This window comes from Porphyrobacter sp. HT-58-2, from assembly GCF_002952215.1.
In the GTDB taxonomy this organism is placed as follows: Bacteria; Pseudomonadota; Alphaproteobacteria; order Sphingomonadales; family Sphingomonadaceae; genus Erythrobacter.
Genome location: NZ_CP022600.1, coordinates 1,143,108 through 1,165,270, shown reverse-complemented (window position 1 = coordinate 1,165,270; position 22,163 = coordinate 1,143,108). Strand labels below are relative to the sequence as shown.

The 22,163-nt window shown below is 64.9% G+C and carries 16 protein-coding genes; 6 read left to right on the top strand and 10 right to left on the bottom strand.

Annotation, left to right across the window (positions count from 1 at the left end; translation table 11 throughout):
* Nucleotides 1-5: 5 nt before the first annotated feature.
* The 7 genes from CHX26_RS05545 to CHX26_RS05515 all read right to left on the bottom strand — a co-directional run bounded on the left by CHX26_RS05545 (nt 6) and on the right by CHX26_RS05515 (nt 7,604).
* Nucleotides 6-479 (bottom strand): NUDIX hydrolase, encoded by a 474-nt coding sequence (locus tag CHX26_RS05545; protein ID WP_104941511.1) that lies wholly within the window; start codon nt 477-479, stop codon nt 6-8.
* Complete coding sequence (locus tag CHX26_RS05540; protein WP_104941510.1) at nt 479-1,105, bottom strand: 6-phosphogluconolactonase; 627 nt, start codon at nt 1,103-1,105, stop codon at nt 479-481. Before CHX26_RS05540 ends, CHX26_RS05545 begins: the two co-directional genes overlap by 1 nt.
* 81 nt (nt 1,106-1,186) lie before the next feature.
* Nucleotides 1,187-1,648, bottom strand: a complete 462-nt coding sequence (locus tag CHX26_RS05535) for a Dps family protein (protein WP_104943286.1) — start codon at nt 1,646-1,648, stop codon at nt 1,187-1,189.
* Nucleotides 1,649-1,769: 121 nt separating this feature from the next.
* Nucleotides 1,770-2,333: a hypothetical protein gene (locus CHX26_RS05530; RefSeq protein WP_104941509.1), complete on the bottom strand. Its 564-nt coding sequence runs from the start codon at nt 2,331-2,333 to the stop codon at nt 1,770-1,772.
* 10 nt (nt 2,334-2,343) lie between these two features.
* Entirely contained in the window at nt 2,344-3,708 is a 1,365-nt protein-coding gene (locus CHX26_RS05525; RefSeq protein WP_104941508.1) for an alkaline phosphatase PhoX, read from the bottom strand.
* A gap of 10 nt (nt 3,709-3,718) precedes the next feature.
* Nucleotides 3,719-4,759 carry a phytase gene (locus tag CHX26_RS05520; RefSeq protein ID WP_233997293.1) on the bottom strand — a complete coding sequence of 347 codons (1,041 nt, stop codon included), beginning with the start codon at nt 4,757-4,759 and terminating at the stop codon, nt 3,719-3,721.
* Between the two features lie 10 nt (nt 4,760-4,769).
* The gene (locus CHX26_RS05515) at nt 4,770-7,604 is read right to left on the bottom strand and encodes a TonB-dependent receptor (RefSeq protein ID WP_104941507.1); all 2,835 of its coding nucleotides are present in this window, start codon (nt 7,602-7,604) and stop codon (nt 4,770-4,772) included.
* Between the two features lie 218 nt (nt 7,605-7,822).
* Between CHX26_RS05515 and CHX26_RS05510 the strand changes: the two genes are divergently transcribed.
* The 4 genes from CHX26_RS05510 to CHX26_RS05495 all read left to right on the top strand — a co-directional run bounded on the left by CHX26_RS05510 (nt 7,823) and on the right by CHX26_RS05495 (nt 13,413).
* Entirely contained in the window at nt 7,823-8,617 is a 795-nt protein-coding gene (locus CHX26_RS05510; protein WP_104941506.1) for an SDR family oxidoreductase, read from the top strand.
* A 121-nt stretch (nt 8,618-8,738) separates the two neighbouring features.
* Nucleotides 8,739-9,821 (top strand): NAD(P)-dependent alcohol dehydrogenase, encoded by a 1,083-nt coding sequence (locus CHX26_RS05505; protein ID WP_104941505.1) that lies wholly within the window; start codon nt 8,739-8,741, stop codon nt 9,819-9,821.
* Between the two features lie 215 nt (nt 9,822-10,036).
* On the top strand, nt 10,037-10,984 hold the full coding sequence (locus CHX26_RS05500) for a DUF6733 family protein (RefSeq protein WP_104941504.1): 948 nt from the start codon (nt 10,037-10,039) through the stop codon (nt 10,982-10,984).
* Nucleotides 10,985-11,124: 140 nt separating this feature from the next.
* On the top strand, nt 11,125-13,413 hold the full coding sequence (locus tag CHX26_RS05495; protein WP_233997292.1) for a penicillin acylase family protein: 2,289 nt from the start codon (nt 11,125-11,127) through the stop codon (nt 13,411-13,413).
* 10 nt (nt 13,414-13,423) lie between these two features.
* On the opposite strand, the gene CHX26_RS05490 is transcribed toward CHX26_RS05495, so the two are convergent.
* Genes CHX26_RS05490 through CHX26_RS05480 form a run of 3 tightly spaced genes read right to left on the bottom strand, consistent with a single transcriptional unit; the run spans nt 13,424 to nt 17,294 of the window.
* Nucleotides 13,424-14,995 carry a sensor histidine kinase gene (locus CHX26_RS05490; RefSeq protein ID WP_104941503.1) on the bottom strand — a complete coding sequence of 524 codons (1,572 nt, stop codon included), beginning with the start codon at nt 14,993-14,995 and terminating at the stop codon, nt 13,424-13,426.
* The gene (locus tag CHX26_RS05485) at nt 14,992-15,714 is read right to left on the bottom strand and encodes a response regulator transcription factor (protein ID WP_104943283.1); all 723 of its coding nucleotides are present in this window, start codon (nt 15,712-15,714) and stop codon (nt 14,992-14,994) included. The genes CHX26_RS05490 and CHX26_RS05485 overlap by 4 nt, the downstream gene beginning before the upstream one ends.
* Nucleotides 15,715-15,725: 11 nt before the next feature.
* Nucleotides 15,726-17,294 carry a DUF4153 domain-containing protein gene (locus CHX26_RS05480; RefSeq protein ID WP_104941502.1) on the bottom strand — a complete coding sequence of 523 codons (1,569 nt, stop codon included), beginning with the start codon at nt 17,292-17,294 and terminating at the stop codon, nt 15,726-15,728.
* A gap of 481 nt (nt 17,295-17,775) precedes the next feature.
* Here CHX26_RS05480 and CHX26_RS05475 point away from each other — a divergent pair, with 481 nt between their 5' ends.
* Nucleotides 17,776-20,340, top strand: coding sequence for a TonB-dependent receptor (locus CHX26_RS05475; RefSeq protein WP_233997291.1), 2,565 nt, complete (start codon nt 17,776-17,778; stop codon nt 20,338-20,340).
* A gap of 86 nt (nt 20,341-20,426) precedes the next feature.
* A complete protein-coding gene (locus tag CHX26_RS05470; RefSeq protein WP_104941500.1) occupies nt 20,427-22,163 on the top strand; it encodes a hypothetical protein in 1,737 nt (578 codons plus the stop codon).

Below are 22,163 nucleotides of genomic sequence, written 5' to 3'. Positions count from 1 at the left end.
ACCTCCTACCCTGTCCCCCGCGCCTTCCAGACTGCGATCCTGTCGCGCGTGGTGCGACCCAGTGGTTCAGGCAGGGAGTGCGAGGGGAAGAACCGCGCCACGGTCACCTCACGGCGATCGGGCTGCGGTTGGCGATCGCACACGCCGGTGAAGATATGCGCCGTATGCGGCGATCCCGACAGCACTTCCTCAAGCGTGCCGACAGGCTCAAGCCGGACAAGCTCGACGCCCAGTTCCTCGCGCAACTCGCGCTGCGCGGCCTCCATCGGGTCTTCACCCTTGCCAAGCCCGCCGCCCGGCAGACCCCAGACATCCGGGCCGTAGGAATGCTTCAGCAGCAGCACGTCGCCGCCAAGATTGGTGACGATCACGCTCACCCCGGCGATCGGGGTCTTGCGCCAGCGCCGCCAGTAATGCCGCAGCATGTGGGCCAGCGGCATCAACGCGCGGTGGAGCGGGGCGGGGAGCCATGCCGCCATCAGGTGAAAACAGTCACAGGCACGCCCCGCGCGGCGGCTGCGCGCAGGAGGCGGGCGACGGGGAGATCATGCGCGCCCGCCACCGCGCCTTCAAACACCGCGCGCTTGTCAGCCGCGCCGCCCAGTGTGAATACCAGCGCATCAGTATCAAGCAGCGCCGGGATCGTCAGGGTGATGCGATCGAAGGGCGCATGCGGAGGGAGCGGATTAGGGGTGAGGCGTAGCACGGCGCGCGGCTCGTCAATCTGGGGATCGGTATTGGGGAACAGCGAGGCAATATGCCCGTCCGGCCCCATGCCGAGCCAGGTCAGCGCGAAGTGCGGCGGCCGGGCATCCTCGACAAGCGGCACGATGCCTGCGCCCGCCGGCTCCAGCAAGGCGCGCATCTTGCCAGTATTCGACGCCTCGTGATCTTCCGGCACGATCCGGTCGTCATTGGGCCACACCTGCCAAGCCGCCCAATGGACACCGCCCGCTTCGATCAGCGCAGCAAGGATGGGGAACGGGGTTGATCCGCCGGGGATAGTGATTGCGCCTGCTCCGCTGAGGCGCTCCTCCAGCTTCCGGGCCAGCCAAGCGGCAATCGCCGCCGGATCGGCGCCCTCGATGATCGTGATATCGGCCATGACTCCTGCATAGCAAACGGGCCGCCCCCGGCAACAGGGGCGACCCGTCATGGATAGCTATGCGCTCAAGCGCGGGCGCGTTCAGGCCAGCAGCGAACGCAGGAACCAGGCGCGCTGTTCGGCCATGTCGGTCCAGTCGTCCAGCAGCCCGTCGGTGGCATTGTCACCTGCCTGTTCGGCGAGATCCTTCATGCCCTTCAGCCGTTCGATCAGCGTCGTGTTGTCGGCCAGCAATTCGGCGATCATGTCCTCGGCCGCAAGCGTGGTGCTGTCCTGATCCTTGATCCGGGTCGCCGCGGTCACGGAACCGAGCGAAGTCAGCGTATCGGCGTCAAGCTTGCGCACCCGTTCGGCAATCAGATCGATCTGATCCCGCACTTCCAGCGCGTGCTCATCGAACAACAGGTGCAGATCGCGAAAGCGCGGGCCTTTGACATGCCAATGGAAATGCTTGGTCTTGATGAAAAGCGCAAAGTGATCGGCAAGCAAGCCGTTAAGCTCGCCAATCAGTGCGGCTTTGGAATTCGTGGTGGCGTCTGCCATGGTGTCCTCCATTACTGTCAAGTAGGCAGCAATGTGCTGCCGCTTTCATGTTCTTTAATATAACGAATGAAACGCTGGATCGTTGCAGAATTATGCAATTCGCAATAATCGAACAAATCGATTAAAGTGTCGCGTAACGAGCGTTCAAACCGATGAAGAGCGCCGCAACAAGCAACCCTGCGGCCAGCACGCGGCGCAGGATCGGCAAGGGGAAGCGGGCAAGTCCGCCCTCGCCCATCCCCCAGCCCAGCCCCACTGCTGCCGCGCCGCCCAGCGCGCCACCAAGACCCGCCGTCAGCGGCACCGTCGCCCACGCCGCCAGCGCAAACACGCCAAAGCGCGCGCCGTCGCCAATCTGGCGGGCGAACAGCACGACAGCGATGGCCCCCAAGGAACGGGTCGGCTCCTGCGGGGTCTTGCGGCGCACCGGCAAGGCCAGCTCCAGCGCCGCGAAGCCGAGCGCAAAGGCAACCAGCATCTGCGCCGCGCGGCGCGGCAGCAGGGCGGCAAATTCGGCTCCGATCCACGCCATCGCCGCGGCGGCCAGCACCGCCGAAGCGATCGCCGTCAGCAGCAGAGCCATGCTCTGGCCGAAGCGATCAGACCATTGCGCCACCAGCCACTGGTCGCGCCCGCCACTCGCCAGCGCGAAGACCAGCAGCAAGGCGAGCAGGAAACCGTCCACGCCGTGCCGATTACGCCGCCCACGGCCCGGTAATCGCCAGCGTGGCAGCGGGCGAATAGGCATTGACGAACAGCCACTTGCCATCGGGCGAGAAACAGCCGCCAGCCAGCTCGGTCTGCGCGATCAGGCGCGCCAGGGTATAGGGCTGCCCTTCGGGCGTGATCCCGCGGACATGGTTGTCGACCACATCGGTGTACTGGTCTTCGCACACGATCAGATGGCCGTTGGGGGCTACGGTGAGGTTGTCCCCGTAATCGAACTGGGCCTTGCTCTCGCTTTCGAAGAACAGCGCGACTGTGTCGGGCTGGCCCGCATTGCCGGGCATCAGCTTGAGGATCTGCCCCAATTGCTGCGCGCCGCCGCTGGTGCAGCAGGCGAAAACCTCGCTCAGCCCGCGGTTCACGCCCATATGCAGACCCTCGCCGCGCGCCAGCAGCGCCGCGCCCTTGGCCGCAGCACGGATCCGCAGATCGTCTCTCGGCGCTTCGACGTCGTCGAGGTCGACCCAGCGCACCGGGAAGACCTTGCCCACCGGCATGGCGGCAGACGTCCAGTTGCGGGTATCGGCCAGCCCCTCGATCACCATCGCCTGCAACCGCCCGCCCTCGGCCAGCTTGCCCGGCACGCGCGGCACGAAACGATAGAGCACCCCGTCGTCGCGGTCTTCGGTCATGTAGACGATGCCGGTCGCCGGATCGACGGCCGCGGCTTCGTGATTGAAACGCCCCATCGCCTTCAGAGGCACAGGATCGACGAGCCCGCGCGCGGCGGCAGGCACTTCGAACACCCAGCCGTGGTTCTGTTCCAGCCCATCGCCATAGGGCTGACCGGGGCCGGTCGGCGCTTCCTCGCAGGTCAGCCAGCTGCCCCACGGCGTCACCCCGCCCGAACAATTGCGGATCGTGCCGCCAAGGCTGCGGAACTGGCGTTTCACGGTCAGGCTCGTCGCATCCAGCACAATGGTGGTGGTGCCGCCGGGTACATATTCGCCGTTACGCTTGCCAAAGCCCTTGGCGATTGTGCCGCCTGCATCGTGGCGCGGTTGCAGCTCGTGGTTGCGCACCAGCGCGATCTCGCCGTTACCGATGTCGAAACAGCCCATCCCGTCGGCCCGGTCAGGCACGGTTCCGCCGTCGTCCATCCCATCGCCAAGCCGCGAGATCACGCGGTAGGAGAACCCCTCAGGCAAATCGAGGAACCCAGCCGGATCGGGGCGCAATGCGCCATATCCGGCAAAGCTCCCGCTGCTCCCCGCCGTGGCCACCACGGGCGCAGTGCCTCGTGTCATGCACCCGCTGGCAGCAAGGGCGGCAAAGGCAGAAGCTGTCGCGCCGAGGAAGCGGCGACGGTCGGGCGTGATCAGTGGCTGGGTCATCCCGGGCGGTTTATCGGGTGGCCTTCAGCGCGGCAAGCACTTCGTCCCAGCGGACATATTTGAAGTTCTGCGCATAAGGCGGGTTGACCCCATCCTGCGCGATGAACAGCCCGCCGGGATAATCCGGCCCGAAATCGCGGTTGTCGAGCTCGATCCCGTCGGTTTCCTCGACGCTGCCGAACTGCCCCGCAGCGATGCGGAAGCGCCCGATGGGCGTCACGCCGGGCAGACGGTAGACGGCAAAGGCGTTGTCCCCTTGCGATGAGGCGACGAGATACCCGCCGTCCGCCCCCTCTGGCGCGATGGCGAGGCCTTCGACGTCCGCGACCAGCATCCTGTTGTCGATTGCGGCGACCAGCCGCTTGGCACCGGTATTCATGTCGATCGCCCAGATCCCGGCATCTTCCTCGCCGATATAGAGCGTCGCGGTGCGTGTATCGGCAATGCAGCCTTCAGGCTGGGTCGCGACCTGAGCAAGCGTCGTGGTGACAGGGGCAAAACCCTTTACCGAAGGGGTCAAAGTGGTGCGGTAGATCGTCCCGTTCTTGGGGGCGCTGAACACCACCACTTCGTCCCGCCCCGCCGGCTTGGCGATGCAGATGCCGTAGCCCTCCCCTGCCCCCACCGCGATCCGGCCCGCCGGGGTCAGCACGCCGCTGGCCGGATCGAGCGTGGCAAGGAACAGATGCGCACGCGTCAGATCGCTGCGGTCGCTGGCGATGACAAGGATGCCGCCATTCTCGATCTCGACCAGATCGACATTGTTGAGCCCCGGGGCGGGCATGAAGCTCTTCTGCGCGCCCTTCAGGTCATAGATGTAGAGCCCGCCCTTCTTGTCCGTGCCGACAACCAGGCTGGCGGCTGGATCAGCCGGATTGCGCCAGATCGCCGGATCGTCTGCCGCATCCTCGCGCACGGTGCCAACCGGCGGGGTCTGGCCCCGCGCGGTCACGGTCACGGCCGGATCGCCCATGACAGGCGGGACCGTGGTGCAGGCTCCGGCAATCGCCAGCGAAACAAGGGCAAAGCCGTGCAATGGTCTGATCATCATGTCACCGGCCTCAGAACGTAAGCCTGATGCCGCCCTTCATCGTCCAGTTGTAGCGTTCAAACTGCAGGACATTCTCGCGCCCGCCCAGACGGTTGAAGGCGAAATATTCCGCATCGTTGATGTTGATCCACTCGAAATAGGCCTGAAAGTTCTTGGTGAAATTGTAGCGGCCCGAGAAATCGAGCTGGAACAGGCTGTCCACCACCCGGTCTTCCTCGGCGCTGCCTTGGATTTCATCGAGGTAGAGATCGCGATAGGTGCCCGCCAGACGCAGCGAGACCGGCCCCTTCTCGTAACCGAGCACGCCATTGAAGGTGTGCCGGCTGGCGCTGGGCAAGGCGATTTCACGGAATGTCGGCGTGTCGGTGACCGAGGCGATGTTACCGTCCGAAATCAGCCCCTTGGCATCGGTGAAGGTGTAGTTGGCCTGCACCAGGAAGCCCGACAGGAAGCCGGGGAGGAAATCGAGCTGCTGCGAGAAACCGAGCTCGATCCCGAAGATTTCCGCCGTGCGCCCGTTGAGGGTCGTGTCCAGCCGGGTGATATCGACCCCCAGCAGCGGATCGGGATCGGTAATCCGCTGGCTGAAGATGAAGTTGTCGATTTCCTTGTAGAACAATCCGGCCGTGATCGCGCCGTTGTTCGACATGTAATATTCGACCGTCGCATCGAAGTTCCAGGCTTCGTAAGGCACCAGATTGGGGTTGCCGGCCTCGGCCTCGTCATCCTCGATGATGGTTCGGGGGGCAAGATCGGCGATATTGGGGCGCACGAGGCTGCGATAGGCGGCTGCGCGCATGATCAGATTGGGCTGCGCGGCATAGCGGATGTTGAGGCTGGGCAGCCAGTGGTCGTAATTGCGCTCGGTGGTGGTGGGCGAGACGATCACCGTGTCTTCGGGCGCAATTCCGCCGCCCGGCAGGGTGCCGTCTTCCTCGATGAACTGAACGAGATTGCCGGTCAGGCGATTGAACGTGCGTTCGTAACGCAGCCCCCCGATCACCAGCAGCTTGCTGCTTTCCCAGCGGCCCAGCAGATAGCTGGCGAAGATGTCTTCATCGACTGTGAAATTCTCGACATTGCTGGCGATCGCGGTGTCGATTTCGTTGAGTTCAAACGCCCCGCGATTGGCGTTGAAGAACCGGGTTGCCTCGGTGAACCCGGGAAGCGGGGCCAGATCAAGACCCGGCAGACGATAGGTCTGTCCTGCACCCAGCACATCGGCCAGCGTCAGATCGTCATTCTCCCAGAATTCGAATCTGCCCACGAAGTCCTTCTGACGGAAGCGCGCCTTGGAGCCGCCCTGAATCGTCAGGGTCCCGGCATCGGTGGCAATTTCGTAGCCTAGATCGAAGCGCGCAGCGAATTCTTCGTCCTCGCCCACAGACGTCTGGGTAAATTCGATCGAGTTCAGCCCGTAGTTGTTGGGGTTGCGGAAGCCGGTGTTGTTGCCCGTGACGGAATAGAGCGGGATGCGCGGGTTGCTGTAATCGAATCCGATTTGCGTCCCGGAATTGCGGAAATTGGCATCGAAGCGCGTCGGATCGAGCGAGCCGTCCTTCGTCTCTCCCGATTTCGCCCAGCTCACCGAATAATCGGCCTTGAGCGCGCCGAACCGGCTTTCGCCACCGAATACAAGGGTACGGATCTTGCTCGATTCAAACCGGTCCTTCACACGACGCCGAATTTGAATTCTGGCCCCATTGCTATCATCAAACACCGCATTTGTGCCCGTGCCAGAAACATTGGCACGTTCCAGACGGAAGATCACGTCGCGGCGGAATTCCTGATCGTTGAATTCGCTGTAGACGCCCTTGAGGTAAAGCTCGGTATGCTCGCCCACGCGCGCATCAAAGCCGAGCGTTGCGCTGATACGCTCGCGCTCGACATCGTAATCGCGATACTGGACCTCCTCGGCATAGACGAGGTTGCCGTCCTGCTCCCACCCGTCAGCCTCGACATTGTCGCTCTCGAATTCGCGGTTGTAATAGGACAGGCCACCGCTGACGCCAAAATTGTCCGAAAGCTTGGTGGCGAAATCGAACCCGACGTCCGGGGTCAGCTGGCCCGAATAGTCGTTGTAGCTGCCGCCGATCTTGGCGACGTAAAGGTCCTTCTTGCGGTCAAAGGCGCTGGTGGTCTTGATCTCGATCGAGGCACCGATCGTATCGGCGTCCATGTCCGGGGTGAGCGACTTCTTCACTTCGATCGATTCGATGATCTCCGAGGAAATCACGTCCAGCGCCACGCCGCGTTCATCGATGCCCGGCGCAGGCACGCGCACGCCGTTCAACGAGGTGGCGTTGAGGTTCGGATCAAGCCCGCGCACGGTCACGAAGCGGCCTTCGCCCTGATCGTTGAGCACGTTGATGCCGGGCAGACGGCGCAGCGATTCCGCCACGTTCTGATCGGGAAACTGCCCGATCGAGTCGCGGGTCAGCACATCCGAGACGCCATCGGCCGCACGCTTGCGCGACAGGGCCGAGGCGAGGTTGGCGCTCTGGCCGAGCACGAGGATGTCCGACCCGGCCTCGCCCAGGCCGAAGTTCTGCAAGACCCGGCCGGTCGCGGGAACGGTGACGGTGAAGCTCACCGGTGGCGCACCGACATAACGGGCGGTAACGGTGTAGGTACCCTCTGGCACGTCGGCAAAAACATAGCTGCCGTCGCGCGCGGTGACCGTACGGCGACCCAGTTCCTCGATCACGACTTCCGCCGACTGAAGCGCCTCGGTCTGGCTTTCGTCGGCCACAATGCCCGCAAGCTCTCCGGCAAAGGCAGGTGCGGCAAGGCTGGCGGCCAGCGCAAAGGCGGCTGCCCCCGAAGCGAGACGGATGCGGTTCATCGATTTTCCCCTGTTGACGCCCGGCACAGCGGGCCGTTTCCGCCAGCGCCTCTAGGGTGGCTGCATGACGCAGGCGCGACCCTTCGATGACCGCTGTCCGACCGGGGAATGACGGAACTGTAATGTGGGCCGCCGCGGCAGATGCCGCAAATTGGAGAGCTAGCCTCGCGCCGTGCAAATGCTTAGCGTCGGACAAAATCCAGCACGAGAGGACAAGCATGAAGATCGAACCAGGCATGGCCGCGGTTGTAACGGGCGGAGCGAGTGGCCTCGGCAAGGCCAGCGCCAAGGCCTTTGCCGATGCCGGCATGAAGGTCGCCATTTTCGACATCAACGATGAAGCGGGCGAGGCGCATGCGCGCGCAATCGGCGGCACTTTCCACCATGTCGACATCATGGATGAGGCTTCAGTCGAGGCCGGTTTCGCCGCCGCCCGCGCTGCCCATGGTCAGGAACGCGTGACGCTCCACTGCGCAATGGCCTCGCGGCGCGGCAAGACGCTGGGCTGGGACAAGGAAAGCGGCCAGTACAAGCGCCTCTCCACCGAAGACTACGCTTTCGGGGCCGAGGGCATTCTGGTGGCGAGCTACCGCGTCGCCAGCATCTCGGCGCTCGGGATGGCCAATGCGGAAGCCTTGAACGATGACGGCGAGCGCGGCTGCATCATCCTCACCGCCAGCGTCGCGGCGCAGGACGGGCAGATCGGGCAGGTGATCTACGGATCGTGCAAGGCCGGGGTGAACGGGCTGGTCCTGCCGATGGCGCGCGATCTGATGGACATGGGGATCCGCGTGAACTCGGTCATGCCGGGGATCTTCGCCACTCCGCTGATGCTGGGGATGAAGGATCGCAATCCGCCGATGTGGGCGCAGCTGAACGCCAGCGTTCCCTTCCCCAAGCGCCTCGGCGAGCCGGAGGAATTTGCCTCGCTGGTGCTGGAGATTGCCCGCAACAGCTACATCAACGGCCACCAGTTCCGGCTGGATGGGGCAATCCGGATGCCGCCGAAGTAGTTTTTGCGCTCGCGGCTTATCGGCTTCGCCAACGCCTCCGCGGGGGGCGGCCTACCGGCCGGCGGGCCGTCGCCCTTGCGAACCCTGCGGGTTCGATACTGCACTTCACAGGAGACGTTGCATGACCAGCGCAACCAACGAATACCCCACGAAGGCCTATGGCGCGACCGCGCCCGATAGCGGCGTCGGCCCGATGCAGATCATCCGCCGGGGCCTGCGCCATGACGATGTGCTGATCGAGATCACGCATTGCGGCATCTGTCATTCCGATCTGCACTCTGCGCGCAACGACTGGGGCTTCACCACCTATCCGATCGTGCCGGGCCACGAGATCGTCGGGATCGTCAGCGCCATCGGAGAGGGTGTTACCCGGCACAAGATCGGTGACCGGGTGGCGATTGGCTGCATGGTCGATTCGTGCATGGAATGCCGCCACTGCGAGAGCGATCTTGAACAATATTGCCTCGATGGCGGGATGACCGGCACCTATAATGGCACAGACCGGCGCGACGGCAGCCTCACCTTCGGCGGCTATTCCGAACGGATCGTGGCTCGCGAGGAATTCGTGCTCAAGGTGCCGGACGGCCTGCCGATGGCCGAAGCCGCGCCGCTGCTGTGCGCGGGGATCACCTCCTACAGCCCCTTGCGCACCTGGAAGGTCGGCCCGGGCAGCAAGGTCGCGGTGGCAGGGCTCGGCGGTCTTGGCCACATGGGAGTGAAGCTGGCGGCGGCCATGGGGGCAGAGGTGACGGTGCTGTCACGCTCGGAAAGCAAGCGCGCGGATGCTGCAAAACTGGGCGCGCAGGGATTTCTCAACACCGCCGACAAGGCGGCGATGAAGGCCCATGCGGGCTATTTCGACATGGTGCTGAACACCATTCCGGTCAGGCATGATGTCGCGCCCTATCTCCACCTGCTGCGAATCGACGGGGTTCAGGTGCTGGTCGGGCTGATCGGGATGATGCCCGAGATACACACCGGAGTGTTGCTGGGCCGCAAGGTGCTCACCGGCAGCGGAATCGGCGGACTCGCGGAAACGCAGGAGATGCTCGATTTCTGTGCCGAAAAGGGCATATTGCCCGATATCGAGGTGATCGCGATGCAGGACATCCAGAGAGCCTATGACCGCATGGAAGCCAGCGATATCAAGTATCGCTTCGTGATCGACATGGAGAGCCTGCGCAGCGAACATGCGGCAGGCTGAGATCGGTATATTCCGAAGTTTGCAGATTTGCAGATGTTTCTTTGCTGCAACACAGCAAAGACAATGTTCGCATTCCGGTCGCAATAAGAATTGTGCAACGCACACTAAACGCTACTGATGATTCTTGCTGTGAACGAAGCCCATTCGTAACAAAAGAAGGCGCAGGCGCAGCACGCAGGCGGAACGGTCCCACCTCTCTTTCAGGAGCGTTCCATATGACCATTCGTTTTGCCAGCGCCGTTTCGGCGTTGACCATCGCATCGGCTTTTTCGGCACCCGCCTTCGCGCAAGGCCCCGAAGGTATCGCGATGGAAGCCGCAGCCGCCACGATTTCGGTTGCCACCCCCAGCGACGATGCTGAAATCACCGTATTCGATCTGAACACGGCAGCTGCTCCGGCAGCGGTGCCGATCGCAGTTGGCGCGGGCAGCGGCGAGGTTGCCATCACCCCCGCCGTCATGGCTGCTGCTGCCGCCGCACAGGGTGCCGAAAACGGCGGCCGTTCGGACAGCTTCACCGTCACGCTCAACCAGGATTCGTTCTTCGGTTTCTACCCGGCGTTCAACGGCCTCATCCCCGTGAGCGAAAACGTCGATTTCAGCTTCTACGGCATCATCTGGACCACTGACGCCTTCGGTACGGCTCTGGGCTCGGACCTGTGGACCGAATTCGGCGTCGGCGCAGCGATCTACAGCGGCGGCTTCGTGATCAAGCCGCAGCTCGGCCTCACCAACGGCGCCCTGCTGTCGCGCGGCGTGCGCGGCCCCAACGACGTCCCGACCGGAACCGGCGGCAACTTCGCTGACGGCATCGTGCCGAGCCTGACCGTCAACTATGCCGACGACACCTTCGAAGCGGAATATTACGGCGGTTACTATGCCGCGCTGCGCAACCGCAACGATGTCGGCGCGCTCGACTTCCTGCACACTTGGATCAACGCGGGCTACAAGTTCAGCGACAAGGTCTCGGCCGGCGCGCACTACGAACTGCTGAGCAACAGCCGCAACGAAGGCGGCGCGACCGCGCGCGTCTACCAGTGGCTTGGCCCCTACGTGCAGTTCAAGACCAGCAACGGCTTCTTCGCCCGCTTCACCGCTGGCGCGGACATCGAAAGCGGCAATGACGGCGACTTCTACAAGCTGACCGCCGGCTTCACGTTCTGATCAACTGACAGATCGTCACGCAAATGGGGGCGCTGCGATGGGAAAGGTCGCAGCGCCCCTTTGCTGTCCCGCCCCCTTTACTTGCCCGCAGGCTTGCCGATAGGTTGCTCCAAACAACCTGAAAGCGTTGCGGGAGAGTGATGATGCGGATGCGGACGGCAATTCTGGCGGCGGGCTGCGCCGTCATGGCACTGGCCCCGGCGGGCGAGGCCCTTGCGGGCAAGCGCTATTCCGCCAGCATCACCCGCACCACTTACGGCATTCCCCATATCGAAGCGCGCGACTGGCGCGGCGTGGGCTATGGCGTGGCCTATGCCTATGCCGAGGACAACCTGTGCCTGTTGGCCGAGGAATTCGTGACCGTTGCGGGCGAACGTTCGAAGCATTTCGGGCCAGACGCCAAGGCGGTGCTCGGCTTCGAGGAGGTCGACAACCTGTCGTCCGACCTGTTCTTCCGCGCGGTGATCGATCTGCCTGCCCTGCGGACAAGCGCGAAGACCCTGAGCCCGCGCGCGCAGGATCTGCTGGCGGGTTATGTCGCGGGCTACAACCGCTTCCTCAAGGACGCCGGCGCGCAAGGCATCCCCGCCGAATGTCGCGGCAAGGCGTGGGTGCGCCCCATCACCGCCGACGACATGCTCCGTCTCAATGAAAAGCAGATGCTGCTGGCAAGCTCGCTCAACCTTGCCCCCGCCATCGCCAATGCCGCGCCGCCGGGAAGCCCTGCCCCGAAGGTGACCATAAGCCTGCCCGATCCCGGTGAACTGGGCATGGGCAGCAATGGCTGGGCCTTTGGCGGCGATGCCACGGCGGACGGACGCGGGCTGGTGATCGGCAATCCGCACTTTCCGTGGAAAGGCCCCAACCGCTTCTGGCAGATGCACATCACCGGCCCGAAGGGGTATGACGTGATGGGTGTGGGCCTGGCCGGCACCCCGATGGTGACGCTGGGTTTCAACAAGGACGTCGCCTGGACCCACACCGTGACCGAGGCGCGGCACTTCACGCTTTACCAGCTGGCGCTCGATCCGGCTGACCCGACCCGCTACATGGTCGACGGCCAGAGCGAAGCCATGACGCCGCAGACTGTCACCGTACCAATGCCCGAGGGCCAGCCTGACGTCACCCGCACGCTCTACAGCAGCCGCTTCGGCCCGGTCTTTGTTATCCCCGCACGCGGCATCACCTGGAGCACGCAGAGTGCCTTTGCGCTCAAGGACGCCAATCGCGGCAACCAGCGCGGGATCGAGACCTGGCTGCGCATCGGCGAGGCCAGAAATGTCGGCGAGATCAAGGCGGCCGTCAGCGAAACGCTGGGCATTCCCTGGGTCAACACCATTGCGGCCGACCGCCACGGCGACGCGCTCCATGCCGATGTTACCGCGGTGCCGAATGTCTCGGGCGAGAAGGCGAAGACCTGCGCCACCCCGATCGCGCCGCTGTTCGCCGAATTTGCGATCCTGCTCGATGGCAGCAAGTCGTCCTGCGACTGGGATGTGGCCGCCGGCACCCCCGCGCCCGGCCTCATGCCTGCTACCGATCAGGCCGCAACCACGGTGCGCAGCTACCTCACCAATTCGAACGACAGCTACTGGATCAGCAACCCGGCGATCCCGCACCGGCAATTGTCCCCGGTGCTGGGCAAGTATGAAAAGCCCCTGTCGCTGCGGACCCGTTCGAACTTCACCGAGACCGAGGCGATGCTGGCGAGCGGCAAGGTCGATCATGCCCGCGCCAAGGCGCTCGCCTTTGCCAACAAGAGCCTCGCGGCAGACATGGTGATGGACGAAATGACGACGCTGTGCGCGGCTCCCGCCACCCTGCCCGACGTGACGGCGCGCGGCTGCGCGGTGCTGGGCCAGTGGGACCGCCGATATGAGGCAGACAGCCGCGGCGCGGCGCTGTTCCGCGCCTTCTGGGCGAGGGCGGCCAAGCTGCCGGGCCTGTGGCAGGTTCCCTTCGACGCGGGCAATCCCGTCGCCACCCCCAACACCCTCGCCACCGATGGTGCCAAGGGCGAGAATCTGCTCACCGCGCTGGCCGAGGCCGTGACCGAACTTGACGAGGCAGGCATTGCGCTCGATGCGCCATGGGGCTCGGTGCAGCGCGTCATGGCAGGCAATGAAGCCATCGCCATCCACGGCGGCCCCGGAACGGCGGGCGTGCTCAACTATCAGGACGCGCGCCCCGCACCCTATGGCGGGCTGATGCCGGTGCATGGGACAAGCTATATCCAGATCGTCGGCTTCGACGAGAGCGGCCCGGTCGCCGATGCGATCCTGAGCTACTCGCAGTCCACCAATCCCGCCTCGCCCCACTTTGCCGACCAGACCCGCGCCTATGCGGAAAAGCGCTGGCATCGCCTGCCCTTCCACCGCGCGCAGATCCGCGAGGCGACCATCGGCGAGACGCGGAAGATCTGGGAGTAAGCGCGGGCCGTCAGCGGGCGAGCGGCAGGGTGAGGACGAAGCTCGCCCCGCCCTCGCCGTCCGCCAGCCGCAGCGTGCCGCCAGCCGCTTCGATCAGCGACTTGACGATCGACAGGCCCAGCCCGCTGCCGCCACTTGCGCGCCGAGTCGTGAAGAACGGCTCGAAGATCCGCTCGCGGTCGGCAGCGGGGATGCCGGGGCCATCGTCGGTGACAATGATCCGCACCGCCCCTGCGCTCAGGTCGGGCTGCACCGCAAAACCGATCAGGTTTGCGCCCGCCTGCCGGCTGTTGTCGATCAGCGCGCTGACAATTGCCTCAAGCGACGCTTCGCGGATTGCCAGCAGCGGCAGGCCAGCGGGGACTGCTGCTTCCACGGCAAAACTCTCGCTTCCATAAGCATCCCGCAGCCGCCGCAGCACCGCGCCCAGATCGGCACGTCCCGCCGCATCATCGGCGCTGAGATCGGCACGCGCCAACTCCAGCAGACGCGACGTCAGCATCGTCAGCCGCGCCGCATCGGCATCGGCATTGGCAAGGAAACGGCGGCGTTCATCCGTCGCCATCGTGTCGCCATGATCGCCGAGGATTTCCAGCGTGCCTCTGATGCCCGCCAGCGGGGTCTTGAACTCGTGGCTCACCGCATGGGCGAAATCGCGCAGGTAACGCGAGCGCCGCTCGATCGCCTCGGCCATGCGGGCGAAATCGGCGTAGAGCGCCTGAATCTCGATCGCTGCGGTGCGCGGCGGATCGGGAAACTCCTGCCGCCCCGAGGCAAGCGCGCGGCTGGCGCGGGCCAGTGCCTCGACCGGGCGCACGATCCCGCGTGACAGCACGCCGGACAGCACGATCAGCAGGCCGAAAATGGCGACAATCCCCAGCGCGATCTTGCCGCGATCGGCATAGAGCCCCTTGAACAGCGCCCGCGCCGAACGCGACAGCAGCAACACCCCGACCACGCGCCCTTCGACCATGATCGGCCGCGCATGATGCACCCGCAAGGCGGCGGCGCGGCTGAGCCATTCGAAGTTGTAAGTGGCGCGGTAATCGCCGTTGCGGCGCAGCACGGTTTCCGGCCGCCCTGCCAGTGCGGCGCGCACTTCGGGCAGGGCGGCGAGGCTTCCGGGGTTCTTGATCGAGGCGACCTGCCCCTTTTGATCGAGCAGGACAATCGCCGATAATGTCACCTGCCGGGTGCGCGCCGCCACCGGTGCCAGCGCACGCGCGGCTGCCACTGCCTCAGGTTCGGGTGCAGTCGCAGTTGTTTGCGGTGCGGGCCGTTCGGGCAGGATCGCGCTGCTGCTAAGATCAATGGTCGGCACCTCGGGCCGGAAATCCTGCGGATCGGGGATTGTTCGCTCGGCCGCTCCCGGCCACATGGCCTCAGCCGCCGCCGCCAGCGCCGCCCCTTGCGCAACCAGCTCCGCCTCGGTCTGGCGCACCAGCGTATTCTCGTAGACCCTGAGGAACATCGCCGCGATTCCCGGCAGCGCGGCAACAGTGAACAGCGTGGCAAAGACGATGGTGCGCAGCCGCAGCCGCGGCCAGCGGGCCTTGAGCCATGCCTTCGCTGCGCGGATCATGTCGCGCCGGAACCCCGACAAGCTCCAAGCGCATAACCGATGCCGGGCCGCGTCTCGATCAGGCTCTCTGCGCCGACAGCGGCGAACTTGGCGCGCAGATTGCGGATGTGGCTGTCGATCGTGCGATCGGTGACCGCAAATCCGGGGCCGTGCAGCCGGTCGATGATTTCATCGCGGCTGAAGACCTTGCCGGGCCGCGCGGCAAGGGTGCGCAGCAGCGCGAATTCGGTGACGGTCAGTGCCACGTCCCGGTCATCCCAGCTCGCCCGCCAGCTCTCGGTATCGAGCCTCAGACAGCCATGCTGGATGAGCTTGCCTTCATCCGCCGACACGCCGGCATGAGCGCCAGTTACGCCTGAGGCACGGCGCAGGATCGCCTGCGTGCGGGCCACAACCTCGCGCGGGGAAAAGGGCTTCACCACATAATCATCCGCCCCCAGTTCGATCCCCAACACCCGGTCGATCTCGTCATCGCGCGAGGACAGGAAGAGGATCGGCACGGCGCTGGCGGCGCGCACGCGTCGGCACACCTCCAGCCCGTCCATGCGCGGCATGTTGATATCGAGGATGACCAGATCCGGTGCATCGGCGGTGATCCGGGCAAGAGCCTGCTCGCCATCTTCCGCCTCGACCGCCGCCAGCCCCGCCTTGCCGAGCGCGAAGACCAGCAGCTGGCGGATGTGGGGATCGTCATCGACGACAAGGATGGTGCGCTCCATGGCGGCAAGCATCACGGGTTTTCGTCTTGCGTCAATGGCGCAGTTGGCAGCGTGACCGGCGGCGCAGGCGGCGGCAGGATCTCGCCCCCGCATGTCCGGCCATGACGCGCAGCGCGCGGCTGGGCAAGCGGCGCGGCTGCCAGTTTCGCCTCGGCCTCGGCCAGACGCAACGCGCCGCGCAAGGTCCAGCTCTGCCAATCGGCCTGCTGCGCGGCAAGACGCCGGTGCGCTCTCACACTGAGGTAAGCCGCACGGTCGCGCATCGCCGGGCCAACCGGCGCCCGCGCAAGGTCGATCAGCGGAAGCAGCGCGGAACTGTCCAGCCGCTCCAGATAACACAGGTCGAGCTGCGCCGGATCGCGCAGGTTATCGACGTTCCATCGCGCCGCGATTGCCCCGGTATCGGCCAGGCTCGCCGCAGTCAGGACCGCCCCGGCCGCCAGTGCGTTGGCGTTGATCAGCCAGGCCGCCGATCGGCCCGTCATCAGCCGCCAGCAGATCAGCATCAGCCCGCTCGCCACCAGCAACATCCACGCCAGCGCTGCAATCCGCCACTCGGTCAGCGAATAGGCGGCAATGTAATCAGCAAGGCGCAGGATGCTCGATGCCACCAGCAGCAGGTTCTGCCCCACCCACACCAGCACCAGCACGCGCACCAGCGGCGTGCCAGCGGCCTGCGATCCCGGGCGCAGCGCGACCAGCACGAACAGCCCAGCCAGCAGCGCCGTGGCAATCAAGGTATAGGCGCCGCGATGGGCATATTCAGCCAGCGTCACGCCCACGGGCAACGGCGCGCCGCTCCACAGGAAGACGATGTCGAGCGCGTTCTGCAGCGCGAACACCGCATTGAACACTGCCAGCGCCATCAGCATCATGGTCACAGAAGGATGGGGCCAGCGCTGTCCAAGCCCTAACCCTGCCCCGCCTGCACCTCCCGCCAGTCGCAGCGCGCGCGGGCGCAGCGTCGGCCACACGAACACCAGCACCAGCCCCATCAGGAAGACATGGCCGATCAGCGCCGAAAGATCCGGCAGGGTGATCCCTGACAATGCCTGATCCAGCACCGGATTGGCGCTGGCGAACAGGGCAAGGAACAGCGCTCCACCCGTCAGCGGCAGCACAATGTTGAGGATCATCGCCTTGCCCAGCAAACCCCCATTCCCCGAAAGGCTCGCCAGCCGCCAGCCATCCCTCAGGGGGCGTAAGGGCGCCTTCAAGCCCAGCATGATGAGGCGCAGCGCCCACAGCCCGGCATGGTCGAATACATGGCCCGGCAGCAACGCCGCCGTCCCGATCGCGGCGAGCAACAGCAACGTCGCCAGCGGCCCCGGATCATGGATCAGCGCGGCTGCATACAGCGCCGCCAGCGCCAGAGCCGCCCAGCCCCCGCGCGCCCGGCGCACCGCGGGACGCGCCAGCGCCAGCACCGCCACCCACACCAGCGCGAACAGCCCAAGCACCGCTCCGCCTTGATATCCATAAAGCAGCCCATCAGCGAGCAACAGCAAACCGATGGCCGCGCCTGCCTTGATCGCGAAACTAAAGCGGGATCGGGTCGGTTGAGTGGGGGCAAGTGTCATGCATGGTCTCCATCTGCTCGCAGGCCTGTTTGCCGATGGAGATCGAGAAGTTGCCGCGGCCCCTATGCGGTTTCAGCGCGATTGCCGTGCAGATGCCGTGCAGACCGGCACGCAGATGCAGCAAGGCGCCTGCCCGAGAAGGTTGCGCAACAGCGCCACGTCCAGGGGACAGGCATTAAACCGCCGGATCGAACGGCGGGCCGCGACGGCCCTGTCCACACCTTCGGGCGGTGGAGGGCGAGTTATGCGGTGCGCCCCCGCGGCCAGGAAATCTTTTCCAAAAGAGCGCGATTCCGGCACCTGCGCGCCTCTGGCTGCAGCGCAAATATCGGCACATTACCCCATAAAAATCGCCCTATCTACGGCATTCATTCCCACAATCTTATCACAATGCGTATCATTGATTGACAATTTTTACGCATTAATGCAATCCCACGCTGTGGAGCACTGCAAAGGTGCCGATAGGAGGAGGGGATTCTCTATGAAATCTGCTTTGAGCCGCGCCGCAAAGATGCGGCTGCTTGTGGGAACAAGCCTTGCCGTTACGGCCATGCCGCTGGCTGCGCAGGACGCCGAACCGGCCTCCGGGGCCACGATCGGTGAAATCGTGGTGACCGCGCAGAAGCGCGAACAGAACCTGCAGGAAGTGCCGCTGGCAATTTCGGTGCTGGGCAGCGAAAAGCTCCAGCAGCTTCAAGTCAACGATGCGCGTGACCTGAGCGGCCTTGCCCCGAACGTCACTGTCATAACCGGTCAGTCCAGCAACAATGCTGCGGTCATCTCGATGCGCGGGATCACCAGCCCGGCGAGCGAGACTTTCGGCCTGGATACCGCCAATGCCCTTTATCTTGACGGCATCTACATCGCGCGTTCAGGTGCCAGCGGCATGGACATGGCCGAGGTCGAGCGGGTCGAAGTACTGCGCGGCCCCCAGGGCACGCTGTTCGGCCGCAACACCACCGGCGGCGCAATCGCCTTCGTGACCCGCGCGCCGAGCGATGAATTCGGCATCCGCACCGAAATCGGCTACGGCAATTACAATGCCTTCAACGGCCGCATTGCTGTCGATACCGGCCTGATCGGCGGCGCAATCAAGGCGACGCTGTCCTATGCCCGCCGTCAGCGGGACGGCACGGTGGACGATTTGATGGAAAGTCGCGATTCCCGCGATCCCGGCTCGTTCAAGACCGATTCGTTCCGCGGCGCGCTCCGGGCTGACATCGGAACGACAGGCTATGTCCAGTACATCTTCGACTGGACTCGAACTGACGGTACGCCTCTCGCTTTCCAGCTGACCAACGTGGCCGACGGCACCCCGCGCCCGCCACTGACCGTGAACGGCGTCCAGATCGTCCAGACCCAGCAGGCACCGGTTGCGCAATATCTCGCCAATGCGACCTTCACCGATCCGCGATGCGCTGCGCTAGCGGTGCCAACCCGCGCGTTCCGCGATCGGATCTGCCTCGATGACAACGAGCCGACGCGCGATAAAATCTGGGGCCACAACTTCCAGATCTACAATGATTTCGGTGGCTTCGCCGCAAAGTTGGTGACCGGTTACCGACGCTGGAACAACACCATCAATGGCACCGATTTCGATGGGATGGGCGATTTCAGCGGCCCGGCCTTCTCGCAGTCAACCCTGTTCAACGGTTTTGCCGGCACCCCGGCGCAGGCCTTGCTGCCCTTTGTTTTCCCGCAGGGAACGCCCCAAGCAACGATCGATTTCGTTGCCGGCCTGCCGGTACCGACCACCAACGCCGGCTTGTTCACGACCAGCAATGATCGGCGCCACGAACAATTTCAGGCCGAGCTGGAGTTCTCGGGTGATACCGACACGCTCGATTGGGTCGTGGGCGGCTTCTATTTCTGGGAAGAGGGTTCGGAGCTCAACCCGCAGCTCAGCGGCTTCGTGCTCGACACGAACACAGCCGTGTTCAGCAATTTCGGCCCCCTTTCCGGGGCTTTCCAGGCCTCCAACCCGGCGCGTTACCGTCTTGTCGTGACCCCGGCGACGCTGTCCTATTCGGCCGACGCGGACTCCAAGGCGGTCTATAGCCAGGTCACCTATTACCCCGGCGGGCGTGACAGCGGGGCGAGCATCACCGCTGGCGCACGCTACACCTGGGACGACAAGGGCATCATCCGCACCCAGAACGGAGCGGCACCGCTCGCGACGCCGCAGGTGGGTGACGCGAGCTTCAGCAAGTTGACGTGGAACCTGATGGGCCGGTACGAATTCAGCCCGGAAGCCAGCGTCTATGCGCGCGTGGCGACCGGCTATCGCTCGGGCGGCTTCAATGCCTCCGACCCGCTGTCGACCGACGGCAGCGTGCCGAACTTCGACGAGGAAGAAGTCACCTCCTACGAACTCGGCGTAAAGACCGAGCTGTTCGATCGCCGTCTACGTCTCAATGTGGCAGGCTATCACAACATCTTCGAAGGCCTTGCGGTGTTCCAGCCCACCCTGACCGGCCAGGGCACCTTCCAGTCGGTGGTGCGCAACGCGGGCAAGGTCGAATACACCGGGATCGAGGCTGACTTCCAGGCGGCTGTGTCCAACACATTCTCGTTTGACGGCTCGATCGGGTATGTCGATGTGAAGTTCAAGGAACTGCTCGCCGGGCAGCCGGTCGTTGCGGCCGACGGGGTGCAGAACATCGCTGCCTTCGCGCGGCCCGCCTATACCTCGCCCTTCACCGCGAACTTCGCTGCCAACGCGGTCTTCCCGCTCGGCTCGAACGGAACCGAGCTGCGGGCGCGCGTCGGCTACACCTACGAAGACGGCAAATACAGCTTCAACAACACGATCTCCTCGCCCTTCAACGAACAGATCCGCGGCGACAACGTAAACCTCGTCGATGCGCAGATCGTCATTGACAAGATCCCGCTCAGCGGCGGCGAAGCGCGGATCATGATCTGGGGCAAGAACCTGTTCGACGACAACAACCTGCTCCGCGGGATCGATTTCGGCCCACTCGGCTATGCGGGCGGCATTTTCGGCCTGCCGCGCACCTTCGGCGTGACCTTCGGGTTCAACTACTGAGCGCCGCCTCACGGGGGTGGGCGGTGCCGATAGCGGGCCGGAGCAGCAATGCTCCGGCCCAACTTCTTTCAAAGGAGGGCCCTGCAATGACAAGATCCCGTCTGGCCAGGTTTGCCGCCCTGCTGGCAAGCCTTCTTGCGGTGCCGACCAGCGCCACCGCGGGCGACTTTCCGCGCAACCCCTTCCTCGCCGACAGCCCCAACAACCAGAGCCACTGGAACGATGCGGCCACTGACAGCACCCCTGCCGCCGTGCCGCGCGGGCATTACTGCCTGACCGCCGGTGGAGCCGCGGTCGCCTATGCCGACACACTCGGCATACCGGCCTATGATGCGGACGTTGGCGGCAAGCGGGTGGTGTGGTTCTTCTCGGGTACGGCGCTGCGCAAGCTGCACCTTGTGGATGGCGCCTTTGTCGAGATCGCGCGGCAGCCGGTCCGCATGGCACTGCCGGGCTATCGTCCGCAATCTGTCGCCGCCCGCAGCGCGCTGGCCGACGAACTGGCGGCCCTGCTGGCGAGCGGCGACGAGGCGGCGATCGGCACTGCCATCGCCCGCCAGCCCAATCGCTTGCAGACGGCGGTCGAGGATCAGGTCGCACAGGGCGTGCTCTATTCGCTGTTCACCCGCGACCACGGCTTCATCGGCGCGAATGCGCGCGGGCTGGTGCGGATCGACAATCTCGACCCGGCCGATCCGTTCTCAGGCCTCGCCCCGCCGCAGCAGGTGCGCCTGCCCGACAGTCTGTTCGACGATGCCCGCGCCCGCGCTGCGACGATCTTCCCCGCCGACAGCGTATTCGGGCTCGGCATGACGTTCAACGGCTATCTGGTGGTCAGCACACTGGGCGGCACCATCGCCACGCTCGACCGCGACAGCTTTGCCGTCATCGACACCTACCGCGCGCCTGAAGGCGAGGTCTTCACCAACGGCTTTGCCACCAGCCCGGAGCTTGGCGGCGGGGCGGTTTACATTGCCTCGAACCGCAAGCTCTATCGCCTTGCCGTCGATGATGCGGGCCGGATCGGCACGGAGCCGGAGAGCGGGGCGTGGGAAGCGGCCTATGATCCCGGCGAGCGGTTGCCGACCGGCAAGATCGCCGACGGCACCGGCGCGACCCCGACGCTGATGGGCTTTGGCGAGGACGACGACGAACTCGTGATCCTGACCGACGGCGCACGCAAGATGCGGCTGGTCGCCTTCTGGCGCAACGGCTTGCCGAAGGATTGGCGCCAGCGCCCCGGCACGCTCTCGCCCCGCATTGCCGACCAGATCACAGTCGACTTCGGCCCGGACTTTCCGGTTGTGCAGTCCGAACAATCGGTGGTGGCGGACGATGGCAATGCCTTCGTGATCAACTCAATCCTGTCGGGCGGGTCCAAGCCGATGCCGATATCCGGCAGCTTCACCCGCGGACTGCTGGCAGGAACGGTGCGTCCCTTGCCGCGCGGCATCGCGATGTATCGCTGGGACATGCGCGCGGATCGCTGGCGGGCGGTCTGGCAGCGCCGCGATGTCGGCACCATTGCCACCGTCCCGCTGTTGTCGCGCGGGAGCCGGATGGTGGTGCTCAATGGCACGCTCGAAGCCCGGCCCGGGCGGTTGTTCCAGCTCGGCTTCGACCGCGACGACGGCGGGTTGGTGATGTCGATCGACGGTGGCACCGACCCGCGCTTCAACGGCGCTTTCACCGGGCTCAAGACCGACGAGGGCGGGGCTCTGATGTACACCACCCTGTTCGGGCTGGTGCGCTTCGATGTGGCAGCGATGCAGCAGGCTGCCTCGCCCGAACAGGCGGGCGCTGCGGAATGCGGCGGGGGCTGA